Genomic DNA, 14,845 nt, shown 5'->3' on the forward strand with positions numbered 1-14,845 from the left:
AGGAGAGACTGTGCCCACTGTGCCCCCGGCCTCGAGGACTGCCGAGGCGGTGGACGTGACCGCGCTGCTGGAGCGCGGCCGGACCCTGGCCACTCCGGTACTGCGGGCGGCCGTCGACCGCCTGGCCGCTCCCATGGACACTGTTGCCGCCTACCACTTCGGCTGGATCGACGCCCAGGGCAGGCCCGCGGAGGGGGACGGCGGCAAGGCCGTGCGCCCCGCCCTCGCGGTGCTGTCCGCCGAGGTCATGTCGGCCGCCCCCGAGACCGGTGTCCCCGGCGCCGTCGCCGTGGAACTCGTCCACAACTTCTCCCTCCTCCACGACGACCTCATGGACGGCGACGAGCAGCGCCGCCACCGCGACACGGTGTGGAAGGTGCACGGCCCCGCCCAGGCCATCCTGGTCGGCGACGCCCTGTTCGCCCTGGCCAACGAGGTGCTCCTGGAACTCGGCACCGTCGAGGCCGGCCGTGCCACCCGCCGCCTGACCACCGCCAGCCGTGCCCTGATCGACGGTCAGGCCCAGGACATCTCCTACGAGCACCGCGACCGCGTCAGCGTCGAGGAGTGCCTGGAGATGGAGGGCAACAAGACCGGCGCCCTGCTCGCCTGCGCCAGCTCCATCGGTGCGGTCCTCGGCGGTGCCGACGACCGCACCGCCGACACCCTCGAGAAGTACGGCTACCACCTGGGCCTCGCCTTCCAGGCCGTCGACGACCTGCTCGGCATCTGGGGCGACCCGGTCTCCACCGGCAAGCAGACCTGGAGCGACCTGCGCCAGCGCAAGAAGTCCCTGCCCGTCGTGGCGGCGCTCGCCGCGGGCGGCTCCGCCTCGGAGCGGCTCGGCGAGATTCTCGCCGCCGACGCCAAGGCCAGCGACTTCGAGAACTTCTCCGAGGAGGAGTTCGCGGCCCGCGCCGCCCTCATCGAGCAGGCCGGCGGCCGGGAGTGGACCGCCGACGAGGCCCGCCGTCAGCACACCATCGCCATCGAGGCCCTCGACGCCGTCGACATGCCCGACCGGGTGCGGGAACAGTTCACGGCCCTCGCGGACTTCGTCGTCGTACGAAAGAGATGATCACTATCGGCCGAATAGCCCTCGCGTAGTCGCCGGCCGGTGCCGCGAGTCATCACGCAGCACCGGCCGACGGCGGACCCACAGCAGATGCACACCATGCAGGACTGCACGAAGGGGAAGCCATGACAGCGACGACCGACGGAAGCACCGGGGCCCTGCCACCCCGAGCCGCCGCGGCCAGCGACACCGACACGCACACCCCCGGGGCGGCCGGGGTACCGGAAGCCGCCGCACGCGCCGCCCGGCGTGCCACCGACTTCCTGCTCTCGCTCCAGGACGCCGAGGGCTGGTGGAAGGGCGACCTCGAGACCAACGTCACGATGGACGCCGAGGACCTGCTGCTCCGTCAGTTCCTCGGCATCCGCGACGAGAGGACCACGCGGGCCGCCGCCCTCTTCATCCGCGGCGAGCAGGGCGAGGACGGCACCTGGTCCACCTTCTACGGCGGACCGGGCGAACTGTCCGCCACCATCGAGGCGTACGTCGCCCTCCGCCTCGCCGGTGACGCCCCCGACGCCCCGCACATGGCGAAGGCCTCCGCGTGGATCCGCGCGCAGGGCGGCATCGCCGCCGCCCGGGTCTTCACCAGGATCTGGCTGGCGCTCTTCGGCTGGTGGAAGTGGGAGGACCTGCCCGAACTCCCCCCGGAGCTCGTCTTCTTCCCGAAGTGGGTGCCGCTCAACATCTACGACTTCGGCTGCTGGGCGCGGCAGACCATCGTCCCGCTGACGATCGTCTCCGCGAAGCGGCCGGTACGCCCCGCACCCTTCCCGCTCGACGAGCTGCACACCGACCCGGACCGGCCCAACCCGCCCAAGCCCCTCGCCTCACCGTTCAGTTGGGACGGCGCGTTCCAGCGGATGGACAAGGGCCTGCACGCCCTGCGGAAAGTCGCCCCGCGCCGGCTGCGCAGGGCCGCCATGAACAGCGCTGCCCGCTGGATCATCGAGCGGCAGGAGAACGACGGCTGCTGGGGCGGCATCCAGCCTCCGGCCGTGTACTCGGTCATCGCCCTGCACCTGCTCGGCTACGACCTCGAACACCCCGTGATGCGCGAGGGATTGGCGTCCCTGGACCGGTTCGCCGTGTGGCGCGAGGACGGGGCCCGGATGATCGAGGCCTGCCAGTCGCCCGTGTGGGACACCTGCCTGGCGGCCATCGCCCTCGTCGACGCCGGGCTGCCCCCCGACCACCCGCAGTTGGTGAAGGCGGCCGACTGGATGCTGGGCGAGGAGATCGTCCGGCCCGGTGACTGGTCCGTGAAGCGGCCCGGGCTGCCGCCCGGTGGCTGGGCCTTCGAGTTCCACAACGACAACTACCCCGACATCGACGACACCGCCGAGGTGATTCTCGCGCTGCGCCGGATCACCCACCACGACCCGGAGCGGCTGGACCGGGCCGCCGCGCGCGGCATGCGCTGGACGCTCGGCATGCAGTCGAGGAACGGCGCCTGGGCCGCGTTCGACGTCGACAACACCAGCCCCTTCCCGAACCGGCTGCCGTTCTGCGACTTCGGCGAGGTCATCGACCCGCCCTCCGCGGACGTCACCGCGCACGTCGTCGAGATGCTCGCGGTGGAGGGGCTCGCCCACGATCCGCGCACCCGGCGCGGCATCGAGTGGCTGCTGGCCGAGCAGGAACCGGACGGCTCGTGGTTCGGGCGCTGGGGCGTCAACTACATCTACGGCACCGGGTCCGTCGTCCCCGCCCTGACCGCCGCAGGCCTCCCTGCCGCGCACCCGGCGATCCGGCGGGCCGTCGTCTGGCTGGAGTCGGTCCAGAACGACGACGGCGGCTGGGGCGAGGACCTGCGCTCCTACAAGTACGTCAAGGAGTGGAGCGGCAAGGGCGCCTCGACCGCCTCGCAGACGGCGTGGGCGCTGATGGCCCTGCTCGCGGCGGGGGAGCGGGACTCCAAGGCCGTCACACGCGGCGTCGAGTGGCTCGCCGCCACCCAGCGGGAGGACGGCTCCTGGGACGAGCCGTACTTCACGGGGACGGGCTTCCCGTGGGACTTCTCGATCAACTACCACCTCTACCGGCAGGTCTTCCCGCTGACCGCGCTCGGCCGCTATCTGCACGGAGAGCCCTTCGCCGAACGGCTCCGGGGGAGCGGCCGGGCCGGGGGACTCCGCGCGGCCGAGGCCGGGGAGCACCGCGGGGGCGGCGCCGGTACGCCGCCGCCCGAGGCCCGGGAACACCGGAGGGGCGGCCTCGGCGCGCCGCTCGCCGAGGCCGAGGGGAGCTGATGAGCGCACAGACCGCCCAGGTCCCGCTGCTGATCGCCTGCGCGCTCGGCATCGAGCAGTTCGCCCTGCGCGCGGGCGGCCGGGGCGGGGCCGGCGGACCGGTCACGGTGCTGCGGACGGGCATGGGACCGGCGGCCGCCGAGCGGGCCGTCACCCGCGTGCTGGGCGACCCGGCCCTGCACGCCGCCGCCGTCCTGGCCACCGGCTTCTGCGCGGGACTCGCGCCGGACATGCACCCCGGCGATCTGGTCGTCGCCGAGGAGACCCGGGACCCGCGCGGCACGACGCCCTGTGTCGGAACCGAACTGCTGGTGAAAGAGCTGGCCCGCGCGCTGCCCGGGCGGACCGTGCACACCGGCCCGCTGACCGGCTCCGACCACGTCGTGCGCGGCCCCGAACGGTCCGCTCTGCGGGCTACCGGCGCGATCGCCGTCGACATGGAGTCCGCCGCCACGCTCCTGAGCGCCGTGCGCGCCGGCGAGCGCCCGGTTGCGGCCGTCCGGGTGGTCGTGGACGCTCCTGAACATGAACTCGTCCGGATCGGCACGGTGCGCGGTGGAATATCAGCTTTCCGTGTTCTTCGTTCCGTTCTTCCCGCTTTCTTCGAATGGCACCGTTCCTTGCTGCTCCCCAGGAGGTGAGCCAGATGGCCATGCCGCTCCGACAGTCCATCAAGGTCGCTACATACTTGGCTGAACAGAAGATCCGCCGACGGGACAAGTTCCCGCTGATCGTCGAGCTGGAGCCGCTGTTCGCCTGCAACCTCAAGTGCGAGGGCTGCGGCAAGATCCAGCATCCGGCCGGGGTGCTCAAGCAGCGGATGCCGGTCGCCCAGGCCGTGGGGGCGGTCATGGAGTCCGGCGCCCCGATGGTGTCCATCGCCGGCGGCGAGCCGCTGATGCACCCGCAGATCGACGAGATCGTCCGCCAGCTGGTGGCCAAGCGGAAGTACGTTTTCCTCTGCACCAACGCGATGCTGCTGCGCAAGAAGATGGACAAGTTCACGCCGTCGCCCTACTTCGCCTTCGCGGTGCACATCGACGGCCTGCGGGAGCGGCACGACGAGTCGGTCGCCAAGGAGGGCGTGTTCGACGAGGCTGTGGAGGCGATCAAGGAGGCCAAGCGGCGCGGCTTCCGGGTCACCACCAACTCGACCTTCTTCAACACCGACACCCCGCAGACCATCATCGAGGTGCTGAACTTCCTCAACGACGACCTCAAGGTCGACGAGATGATGATCTCGCCGGCCTACGCCTACGAGAAGGCCCCCGACCAGGAGCACTTCCTCGGCGTGGAGCAGACCCGCGAGCTGTTCAAGAAGGCCTTCTCCGGCGGCAACCGGCGGCGCTGGCGGCTCAACCACTCGCCGCTCTTCCTGGACTTCCTGGAGGGCAAGGTCGACTTCCCGTGCACCGCGTGGGCGATCCCGAACTACTCGCTTTTCGGCTGGCAGCGCCCCTGCTACCTGATGAGCGACGGCTACGTGCCGACGTACCGGGAGCTGGTCGAGGACACCGACTGGGACAAGTACGGCCGCGGGAAGGACCCGCGCTGCGCCAACTGCATGGCGCACTGCGGCTACGAGCCGACCGCCGTCCTCGCCACCATGGGATCGCTCAAGGAGTCCCTGCGCGCCATGCGCGAGACGGTCTCCGGGAACCGGGAGTGATGTCATGACCGCTGTCCCGCTGGGTGTCCCCGAGGTGCCGGTCCGGCCGGTCGCGCGGCGGCGCGTCTCGCGCCGCATCCAGGTCGGTCCGGTACCGGTCGGGGGCGGGGCCCCGGTGTCGGTGCAGTCGATGACGACGACCCGCACGTCGGACGTCGGCGCCACGTTGCAGCAGATCGCGGAGCTGACCGCGTCCGGCTGCCAGATCGTCCGGGTCGCCTGCCCCACGCAGGACGACGCGGACGCCCTCGCGACCATCGCGCGCAAGTCGCAGATCCCCGTGATCGCGGACATCCACTTCCAGCCGAAGTACGTGTTCGCCGCGATCGAGGCGGGCTGCGCGGCCGTCCGCGTCAACCCCGGCAACATCAAGCAGTTCGACGACCGGGTCAAGGAGATCGCCCAGGCGGCGAAGGACCACGGCACGCCGATCCGCATCGGCGTCAACGCCGGATCGCTGGACCGGCGCCTGCTCCAGAAGTACGGCAGGGCAACCCCCGAGGCGCTCGTGGAGAGCGCGCTGTGGGAGGCGTCCCTGTTCGAGGAGCACGGCTTCCGGGACATCAAGATCTCCGTCAAGCACAACGACCCGGTCGTGATGATCGAGGCGTACAGCCAGTTGGCCGAGCAGTGCGACTACCCGCTGCACCTGGGCGTGACGGAGGCCGGACCGGCCTTCCAGGGCACGATCAAGTCGGCGGTGGCGTTCGGGGCGCTGCTCTCGCGCGGCATCGGCGACACCATCCGGGTGTCGCTGTCCGCGCCGCCGGCCGAGGAGGTCAAGGTCGGCATCCAGATCCTCCAGTCCCTCGGGCTCAAGGAGCGCCGGCTGGAGATCGTGTCGTGCCCGTCCTGCGGGCGCGCCCAGGTCGACGTCTACAAGCTCGCCGAGGAGGTCACGGCCGGACTCGACGGCATGGAGGTGCCGCTGCGCGTCGCCGTCATGGGATGTGTGGTCAACGGGCCCGGCGAGGCGCGGGAGGCCGATCTGGGGGTCGCCTCCGGCAACGGCAAGGGGCAGATCTTCGTCAAGGGCGAGGTCATCAAGACCGTCCCGGAATCCAGGATCGTCGAGACGCTGATCGAAGAGGCGATGAAGATCGCCGAACAGATGGAGCAGGACGGCGTGGGGTCGGGGGAGCCGGCCGTCACCGTGAGCTGAACAGCACGGAACCGAAGGGGGCCCGAGCGTGACGATACTGGAGAGCATCCGGGGACCACGCGACCTGAAGGCGCTGTCCGAGGCGGAACTGGGGGAACTGGCTGATGAGATCCGGGAGTTCCTGGTGCACGCGGTCGCCAGGACCGGTGGTCACCTGGGACCCAACCTGGGCGTGGTGGAGCTGACCATCGCCCTGCACCGGGTCTTCGAGTCACCGGCCGACCGGATCCTCTGGGACACCGGTCACCAGAGCTACGTCCACAAACTGCTCACCGGCCGCCAGGACTTCTCCAAGCTGCGCGGCAAGGGCGGCCTGTCCGGCTACCCCTCCCGTGAGGAGTCCGAGCACGACGTCATCGAGAACAGCCACGCCTCCACCGCCCTCGGCTGGGCCGACGGACTCGCCAAGGCCCGTCAGGTGCAGGGCGAGAAGGGCCATGTCGTCGCGGTCATCGGCGACGGGGCCCTCACCGGCGGCATGGCCTGGGAGGCCCTGAACAACATCGCGGCCGCCAAGAACCGCCCGCTGATCATCGTCGTCAACGACAACGAACGCTCCTACGCCCCCACCATCGGCGGCCTCGCCAACCACCTCGCGACGCTGCGCACGACCGACGGCTACGAGCGGGTGCTCGCCTGGGGCAAGGACGTGCTGCAGGGCACGCCCCTGGTCGGCAGCACCCTCTACGAGGCCCTGCACGGCGCGAAGAAGGGCTTCAAGGACGCGTTCGCCCCGCAGGGCCTCTTCGAGGACCTGGGCCTGAAGTACGTGGGGCCGATCGACGGGCACGACACCGGGGCCGTGGAGTCCGCGCTGCGGCGCGCCAAGCGCTTCCACGGGCCGGTGCTGGTCCACTGCCTCACGGAGAAGGGCCGCGGCTACGAGCCCGCCCTCGCCCACGAGGAGGACCACTTCCACACCGTCGGCGTGATGGACCCGCTGACCTGCGCACCGCTCTCCCCGTCGGGCGGTCCCTCCTGGACCTCGGTGTTCGGCGAGGAGGTCGTCAGGATCGGCGAGGAGCGCGAGGACGTGGTGGCGATCACCGCCGCCATGCTGCACCCGGTCGGTCTCGGAGCCTTCGCCGAGCGGTTCCCTGACCGGGTGTGGGACGTCGGCATCGCCGAGCAGCACGCGGCCGTGTCCGCAGCGGGCCTGGCGACGGGCGGCCTGCATCCCGTCGTCGCCGTCTACGCCACCTTCCTCAACCGCGCCTTCGACCAGCTCCTGATGGACGTGGCCCTGCACCGCTGCGGGGTGACCTTCGTGCTCGACCGGGCCGGGGTCACCGGCGTCGACGGAGCCTCCCACAACGGCATGTGGGACATGTCCGTCCTCCAGGTCGTGCCCGGGCTCAGGATCGCCGCGCCGCGCGACGCCGACCAGCTGCGCGCCCAGCTGCGCGAGGCGGTCGCCGTGGACGACGCGCCGACGCTGCTGCGGTTCCCGAAGGAGTCCGTCGGCCCGTCGGTCCCGGCCGTGGACCGGGTGGGCGGACTGGACGTGCTGCACCGTTCTCCCCGGCCGCAGGTTCTCCTGGTGGCCGTCGGTGTGATGGCGCCGGTCTGCCTCCAGGCCGCCGAGCTGCTCGAAGCGCGCGGCATCGGCTGCACCGTCGTCGACCCCCGCTGGGTCAAGCCCGTCGACCCGGCGCTCCCGGGCCTCGCCGCCGAGCACCGGCTGGTGGCCGTCGTCGAGGACAACAGCCGCGCCGCCGGGGTCGGTTCGGCCGTGGCGCTGGCCCTGGGCGACGCCGACGTCGACGTGCCGGTGCGGCGGTTCGGCATCCCCGAGCAGTTCCTCGCGCACGCCAAGCGGGCCGAGGTGCTCGCCGACATCGGCCTGACACCCGTCGAGGTCGCCGGACGGATCAGCGCGAGCCTGGCCGTCAAGGAAGAGCTGTCCAAGGAGCCACTGGAATGACCACCGCCGAATCCGCGTCGGAGTCGTCGCAGGCCGGGGAGTTCGACCTCGGCAAGCTGCTGGCCGAGCGCGGGGCCGAGCGCTACGAGCTGCACACCCGGTACCTCAACCACCAGCTCCCGCGCATGCTGCACACCATCGGCTTCGACAAGGTCTACGAGCGCGCCGAGGGCGCCTACTTCTACGACGCGGAGGGCAACGACTACCTGGACATGCTCGCCGGGTTCGGGGTGATGGGCCTCGGCCGCCACCACCCCGTGATCCGCAAGGCGCTGCACGACGTCCTGGACGCGCAGCTCGCCGATCTCACCCGGTTCGACTGCCAGCCGCTGCCCGGCCTGCTCGCCGAGAAGCTGCTCGCGCACAGCCCGCACCTGGACCGGGTGTTCTTCGGCAACAGCGGCACCGAGGCCGTCGAGGGCGCGCTGAAGTTCGCCCGGTTCGCCACGGGCAGGCCCAGGGTCCTGTACTGCGCACACGCCTTCCACGGCCTGACCACCGGCTCCCTCTCCGTCAACGGCGAATCCGGCTTCCGCGACGGCTTCGCGCCGCTGCTGCCCGACACGGCCGTACCGCTCGGCGACCTGGACGCGCTGGAGCGGGAACTGAGGAAGGGCGACGTCGCCGCGCTGATCGTCGAGCCGATCCAGGGCAAGGGCGTGCTCGAGGGCCCGCCCGGCTGGCTGCGGGCCGCCCAGGAACTGCTGCGCCGCCACAAGGCGCTGCTCATCGCCGACGAGGTGCAGACGGGCCTCGGCCGGACCGGCGACTTCTACGCCTACCAGCACGAGGACGGAGTGGAGCCCGACCTGGTGTGCGTGGCCAAGGCGCTCTCCGGCGGCTATGTGCCGGTCGGCGCCACCCTCGGCAGGGACTGGATCTTCAAGAAGGTCTACTCGTCGATGGACCGGGTGCTGGTCCACTCGGCGAGCTTCGGGTCCAACGCGCAGGCCATGGCGGCCGGCCTCGCGGTGCTGTCGGTGATGGAGAGCGAGCAGGTCGTCGCCAATGTCCGGGCCACCGGGGAGCGGCTCAGGTCCCGGCTCGCGGAGCTGACGGACCGCTACGAGATGCTCGCGGACGTCCGCGGCCGGGGCCTGATGATCGGCATCGAGTTCGGACGGCCCCGGTCGCTCAAGCTGCGCAGCCGCTGGGCCATGCTCCAGGCCGCCCGCAAGGGGCTCTTCGCGCAGATGGTCGTCGTACCGCTGCTGCAGCGGCACCGGATCCTCACCCAGGTGTCCGGCGATCACATGGAGGTGATCAAACTGATCCCGCCGCTGATCATCGGCGAGCGCGAGGTGGACCGGTTCGTCGACGCCTTCACGGCTGTGATGGACGACGCGCACAACGGCGGACTGGTGTGGGACTTCGGCAAGACACTCGTCAAGCAGGCCGTGGCCAACCGCTGAACCACGGCCGACCCCGGGCTCTTTGCCTCTGAGGCAAGGAATTTGCCGGTGAGGCAAGTCTCCGGCTGAATGGAGGCATGAGCTCCTCCGAGACCGAGCGGCCCCGAGGGACCGACTCGCCGGCCGACCAGGCGGACGGTGCGCTGCCCACGGTGGTGGCGCCCCGGCTGCGGGCCCTGCGACGCCAGGCCTCCCTGACGCTGGAGGCCGCGGCCCGCTCCGCCGGGCTGTCGCCCGCCCACCTCTCCCGGCTGGAGACCGGGCAGCGCCAGCCCTCGCTGCCGATGCTGCTGGCACTCGCCCGCATCTACGGTACGACGGTCTCCGAACTGCTCGGCGAGACGGTCGCCGAACGGGACGCCGTCATCCGCGCCGCCGACATGGAACCCACTGCGGCAGGCGGCTGGACCTACTGGCAGGCCGGCGCCCCCGGCCGCGGGATGCAGGCCCTGCGCGTCCACGTCCCCCACGGCTCCCAGGGCGACATCGTGCGCGTCCACCCTGGCGAGGAGTGGCTCCACGTGCTGCGCGGCCGGCTGCGGCTGCGCCTCGGGGACACCACCCACCGGCTGGCGGCCGGCGACAGCGCCCACTTCGACTCGCTCACCCCGCACCGGATCGCCGCCGAGGACCACGACGGCGTCGAACTGCTCTTCGTCCACACCCTGCTGCAGAGCCCCACGGCCGCCCTGTGCCTGGGCTCCAACCCCGGAGACATGACATGAGCAACTTGGAGGAGAAGTTCCCCCGAGCCCTGTGGGTGAGGCTGTTCGTCTATCTCATCGCCGGCCACATCTTCGCCGCCTTCGTGTACCTGCTGTTCGAGGTCGGCGCCAAGTAGCCCCCCGTCACCTCAGTCGAGGAGCCGCTCGCGCAGCCGCTCCCGCGTCTCCGCGGAGAGGCCGAGCCCCTTCTCCAGGTAGGTGCCGACGCCGCCCCACGTCTCCTCGATGGTGTCGAAGGCCGCGCTCAGGTACTCGGCGCGCGCGTCGAAGAGGGGGCTGAGCAGTTCCATGACCTCGGGGGAGTAGGCCGAGGCGGCGGAGCTGGAGCGGTGCACCTTGTAGCGGCGGTGCTTGGCGTTCGACTTCAGGTAGTCCTCGACGATCGCCTCGCGCTCGACGCCCACGGCGAGCAGCGTCACCGCGATGGACAGACCCGCGCGGTCCTTGCCCGCCGCGCAGTGCATCAGCGCGGGGACGCTGTCCTGCGCGAGCGCGTGCAGCACCCGGGAGTGCTCGCCGGTGCGGTGCTTGATGATCGTGCGGTACGAGGCGATCATGCGGCCCGCGCCCTTGCCGTCTGCGAGGATCTCGCGGAGCTGGTCCAGGTCGCCGTCGCGGACCATCTTCCAGAACTCGGCGCCGTCGGCGGGGTCGCTCAGCGGCAGGTTCACATTGCGCACGCCGGGCAGCTCGACGTCCGGCCCTTCGAGCTTCTGGTCGGCCGCGTTGCGGAAGTCGAAGATGGTGTGCAGGCCCAGAGTCGTCAGGAATGCGGCGTCCTCCCCGGTCGCGTGGGCGAGGTGGCCGCTGCGGAAGAGTACCCCCTGGCGCACCCGCCGTCCGTCCACGGTCGGAAGTCCGCCCACATCACGGAAGTTGCGCACTCCGGCCAGCTCGGGCTCGGTCGACGGGACCTGCTGTGTCACGAGGGCTCCTCCCCTTCGGCGCCGCCGGCGCGGCTCGTCGGCGGGCGTCACTCGACGATACGACATGCCTGCCTGGGGCAATGAGTTGTCCACAGGCGTTGCCCGGAGCCCCCGCGGCACTCGATGATGTTGCCGCCTGGTCGCACCTGGTCGGGCTTGTTCGAATCTGTGAGGGCATGATGCTGGACATCTCCGACGACGGTCGTACATGGGTGCTCTCCGGGCCGGCCAGCAGCTACGCCGTCCACGTCACCGACCGGGACGAGCTGCTGCACCTGCACTGGGGCCCCCGCATCGGCCTGGCCGACGCCGAGGCCCTCGCCCGCCGGCCGCTGCCGGACTTCTGGCCCTTCGAGTCCACGCTCGACGGGCGCGAGGAGTACCCGGTCGAAGGCGGTGCCCGCTTCGTCCGCCCCGCCCTGTCCGTGCGCACGGCCGGACGGCGGGGCACCGAGTGGGCCTACCAGGGACACGACGCCGAGGACGGCGAGCTGCGGCTTCGCTTCCGCGACGGCGACCTGGACATCACGCTGCGCTACCGGATGCGCCCCTCGGCGGATGTCGTCGAGCGCTGGGTGACCCTGGGCAACCGGGGACCGGCCGTCGAGCTGCTGCGCGCCGACTCCGCCACCTGGACCCTGCCCGACCGCGACACCTGGCGGCTCTCCCAGCTGCACGGCCGCTGGGGCGCCGAGTCCCGGCTGACCCGCTCCGGCCTCACCCACGGCGAGAAGGTCATCGGCAGCCGCCGTGGTCACACCTCCCACCAGCACCTGCCGTGGGTCGCCCTCGACACCGAGGCCACCGAGGAGCACGGCGAGGTCTACAGCTGCGCCCTGGGCTGGTCCGGGTCCTGGCGCATCGCCGTGGCCCAGCTCCCGGACGCGCGCGTGCAGATCACCGGCGGTGCCGGCCACGACGACTCCGGCCTGCTGATGCTCGGCACGGGCGAGTCGTACACGACCCCCGTCTTCGCCGGGCTCTACAGCGACGGCGGCTTCGGCGGGGCGAGCCGCGCCTGGCACGCCTACCAGCGGGCCCATGTGATCCCGGACGCCGGGCGGGACCGGCCGGTGCTGTTCAACTCCTGGGAGGCCACCGAGTTCGACATCTCCGAGGAGCAGCAGCGGGCGCTCGCCGAGCGGGCCGCGGCCATGGGTGTCGAGCTGTTCGTGGTCGACGACGGCTGGTTCGGGGCACGCACCAGCGACCGGGCCGGCCTCGGCGACTGGACCCCGAACCCCGGCCGTTTCCCGGGCGGACTGAAGCCGCTCGCCGACCACGTGCACAGCCTCGGCATGCAGTTCGGGATCTGGGTGGAGCCCGAGATGGTCAACCCGGACAGCGACCTGTACCGGGCGTATCCCGACTGGGTTCAGTACCAAACAGGACGAAAGCGGACGGAATTCCGTAATCAGCTCGTACTGAACCTCGCGCGTGAGGACGTCCGGGAGTACCTGTGGGAGCAGCTCGACGGGCTCCTTTCCAGTGCGCCGATCGACTACGTCAAGTGGGATTTCAACCGCTGCTTCACCGACGCCGGATGGCCGGACGACGCCTACCCGCAGCGGCTGTGGGTCGACCACGTCCACGGCCTGTACGCCTTGCTGGACCGGCTGCGGGCCGCCCATCCGGGGGTGGCCTTCGAGTCCTGCTCGGGTGGCGGCGGCCGGATCGACCTCGGTGTGCTGAGCCGCACGGACCAGGTGTGGACCTCCGACAACACCGACCCCCTCGACCGGCTCGCCATCCAGCACGGCTTCAGCCAGATCCATCCGGCCCGGGTCATGGCCGCCTGGGTCACGGACAGCCCGAACGCCATGCTCAACCACCGGGCCAGTTCGCTGCGGTTCCGGTTCGTCAGCGCCATGGCCGGGGTGCTCGGAGTCGGCGGCGACCTCACGCAGTGGACGCCCGGGGAACTCGCCGAGGCGGGCGAGTGGGTGGGGTTGTACAAGGAGATCCGACCCCTGGTGCAGCGCGGCGACCTGTACCGGCTGCGGCCCCCGCAGGGCGGGCTGAGCGCCGTGCAGTACGTCCTCGGCGACGAGACCGTCGTCCTCGCCTGGCTCCAGGCGCAGCGCTACGGCGAGTCCGTTCCGGCGCTCCGGCTGCGCGGACTCGACCCGGAGGCATCGTACGAATGCCTCGAAACGGGCGAAGTTCACCGTGGGGGGCTCCTGCTGCACCACGGGTTGCGGGTCGGTCTGCGCGGAGACCTGGATGCCACGGTCGTCCGGCTTAAGCGGAAGTAGTCGTTCTGTCCGAATGGGGAATTTCGGCCGCTAAGGCATGACGTGCCCCGATCGTAAAGGAGATGGGGTCGGGGTGCGTGACCATCGTCATATTCGTGACGATCCGCTGTCGCCATGTTCACGTAATCCCCGTATTGTTCAGGGGTATTGAGCAAAGCGGGAGATCGGTAATCCACGCTCGGTGACAGCGCACGTGCCCACGTGTCGGGAAAAATGTCGTCAGCGGCAACCGCAAGCTTGTCCCATTGCGTCTCGGTCGCTTACGTTCCACACCAATCCGGACGGACGCCTAATCCTGCCGCCGCCCGGAGCCCGCACACACTGACCCGAAGCACGGCAGGAGCGGGGGACCCACAGGTAAGACGCCTGTTCCGGTTCCCGGAACGGCTTGGGGTTCAGCCGCGCCCCCGCGGCCGGGCATCTCCAGCCCGCACCCGACAGCTCACCTCGCAGGCGACGGAGAGGAATTCGCCATGCCCGCGAAGGGTAAGCACCGCCGTCCCAAGACCCAGCGTTTCACCCGCTCCATCGCCGTCGCCGGAACCGGTGGGGCCGCTCTCGCCCTGCCGCTCATGGGGGCCGCCGGCGCCCATGCCGCTACGCCGCAGTCGGCTCCGGAAAAGGCCGTGCAGTCCGCTCCGGCCACCGGGAAAAAGGCCGCCGAAAAGAACCATGGCGCCCACACGTACACCGTGAAGGCCGGAGATTACCTCGCCAGGATCGCCGACCAGCAGAATGTCAGCGGCGGTTGGAAGAAGCTCTACGCGGACAACCGTGAGGCCGTGGGCTCCGACCCCTCGCTGATCCACCCGGGCCTGAAGCTCTCGATCGGCAAGAAGGCGGCGACCGCCCCGAAGGCCTCGGCCCCCTCCGCGCCGAAGGCCTCGGCCCCGAAGCCCTCCGCCGCCGAGTCGGCCCCGAAGGCCCAGAGCGCCGCGAAGCCGGCCGCCGCCAAGCCCGCCGCCGAGAGCAACTCCAGTGGCTACACCCTGCCGGTGGCCGGTGTCACTGTCGGCACCCCGTACCACATGTCCGGCAGCATGTGGTCCAGCGGCTACCACACCGGTGTCGACTTCGTCGTTCCGACCGGCACGTCCCTCAAGGCCGTCGGCGCCGGCACGGTCGTCTCCGCCGGCTGGGGCGGCGCCTACGGCAACCAGGTCGTCATCAAGCTGAACGACGGCCACTACGCCCAGTACGCCCATCTGTCCCAGCTCTCCGTGTCGGCCGGTCAGACCGTGACCGCCGGACAGCAGGTCGGCCTCTCCGGAGCGACCGGCAACGTCACCGGACCGCACCTGCACTTCGAGATCCGCACCACGCCGGACTACGGTTCGGACGTGGACCCGGTCGCCTTCCTGCGCTCGCACGGCGTCTCCGTCGGCTGACCCACCGCACGACCACCTGCCTGACACGCCTCCGAAGGCCGGACCCCGATCCCCGGG

12 protein-coding genes and 1 riboswitch are annotated in these 14,845 nt (G+C 71.0%); of the genes, 11 read left to right on the top strand and 1 reads right to left on the bottom strand.

All coding sequences use genetic code 11. The features are described 5' to 3' along the window. Positions 1-10 precede the first annotated feature (10 nt). The 9 genes from AB0937_RS18660 (at position 11) to AB0937_RS18700 (ending at position 10,335) form a co-directional block, all read left to right on the top strand. The gene (locus AB0937_RS18660) at positions 11-1,078 is read left to right on the top strand and encodes a polyprenyl synthetase family protein (RefSeq protein ID WP_366712958.1); all 1,068 of its coding nucleotides are present in this window, start codon (positions 11-13) and stop codon (positions 1,076-1,078) included. A 122-nt stretch (positions 1,079-1,200) separates the two neighbouring features. Then, entirely contained in the window at positions 1,201-3,327 is a 2,127-nt protein-coding gene (gene shc, locus AB0937_RS18665; RefSeq protein ID WP_366712959.1) for a squalene--hopene cyclase, read from the top strand. Continuing rightward, positions 3,327-3,968 (top strand): 1-hydroxy-2-methyl-2-butenyl 4-diphosphate reductase, encoded by a 642-nt coding sequence (locus AB0937_RS18670; protein WP_366712961.1) that lies wholly within the window; start codon positions 3,327-3,329, stop codon positions 3,966-3,968. Before shc ends, AB0937_RS18670 begins: the two co-directional genes overlap by 1 nt. A gap of 5 nt (positions 3,969-3,973) precedes the next feature. After that, entirely contained in the window at positions 3,974-4,996 is a 1,023-nt protein-coding gene (gene hpnH / locus AB0937_RS18675) for an adenosyl-hopene transferase HpnH (protein ID WP_189588126.1), read from the top strand. 4 nt (positions 4,997-5,000) lie between these two features. Beyond that, entirely contained in the window at positions 5,001-6,158 is a 1,158-nt protein-coding gene (gene ispG / locus AB0937_RS18680) for a flavodoxin-dependent (E)-4-hydroxy-3-methylbut-2-enyl-diphosphate synthase (RefSeq protein ID WP_366712963.1), read from the top strand. 28 nt (positions 6,159-6,186) lie between these two features. Continuing rightward, positions 6,187-8,082, top strand: coding sequence for a 1-deoxy-D-xylulose-5-phosphate synthase (dxs, locus tag AB0937_RS18685; protein ID WP_366712964.1), 1,896 nt, complete (start codon positions 6,187-6,189; stop codon positions 8,080-8,082). Then, the gene (locus AB0937_RS18690; protein WP_366712965.1) at positions 8,079-9,494 is read left to right on the top strand and encodes an aspartate aminotransferase family protein; all 1,416 of its coding nucleotides are present in this window, start codon (positions 8,079-8,081) and stop codon (positions 9,492-9,494) included. The genes dxs and AB0937_RS18690 overlap by 4 nt, the downstream gene beginning before the upstream one ends. A 77-nt stretch (positions 9,495-9,571) precedes the next feature. After that, positions 9,572-10,219, top strand: a complete 648-nt coding sequence (locus AB0937_RS18695; protein WP_366712966.1) for an XRE family transcriptional regulator — start codon at positions 9,572-9,574, stop codon at positions 10,217-10,219. Next, positions 10,216-10,335 carry a DUF6126 family protein gene (locus AB0937_RS18700; RefSeq protein ID WP_234846817.1) on the top strand — a complete coding sequence of 40 codons (120 nt, stop codon included), beginning with the start codon at positions 10,216-10,218 and terminating at the stop codon, positions 10,333-10,335. The genes AB0937_RS18695 and AB0937_RS18700 overlap by 4 nt, the downstream gene beginning before the upstream one ends. A 12-nt stretch (positions 10,336-10,347) precedes the next feature. Here AB0937_RS18700 and AB0937_RS18705 read toward each other — a convergent pair whose 3' ends face one another. Further along, positions 10,348-11,145, bottom strand: coding sequence for a tyrosine-protein phosphatase (locus AB0937_RS18705; protein WP_366712967.1), 798 nt, complete (start codon positions 11,143-11,145; stop codon positions 10,348-10,350). Between the two features lie 179 nt (positions 11,146-11,324). Here AB0937_RS18705 and AB0937_RS18710 point away from each other — a divergent pair, with 179 nt between their 5' ends. Next, the gene (locus AB0937_RS18710; protein WP_366713129.1) at positions 11,325-13,400 is read left to right on the top strand and encodes an alpha-galactosidase; all 2,076 of its coding nucleotides are present in this window, start codon (positions 11,325-11,327) and stop codon (positions 13,398-13,400) included. 314 nt (positions 13,401-13,714) lie between these two features. After that, a riboswitch (cyclic di-AMP (ydaO/yuaA leader) is annotated at positions 13,715-13,869 on the top strand. Positions 13,870-13,873: 4 nt separating this feature from the next. Then, positions 13,874-14,788 (top strand): peptidoglycan DD-metalloendopeptidase family protein, encoded by a 915-nt coding sequence (locus tag AB0937_RS18715; RefSeq protein ID WP_366712968.1) that lies wholly within the window; start codon positions 13,874-13,876, stop codon positions 14,786-14,788. Positions 14,789-14,845 lie beyond the last annotated feature (57 nt).

The sequence above is a fragment of the Streptomyces sp. NPDC047880 genome, from assembly GCF_040706515.1.
Classification (GTDB): Bacteria; Actinomycetota; Actinomycetes; order Streptomycetales; family Streptomycetaceae; genus Streptomyces.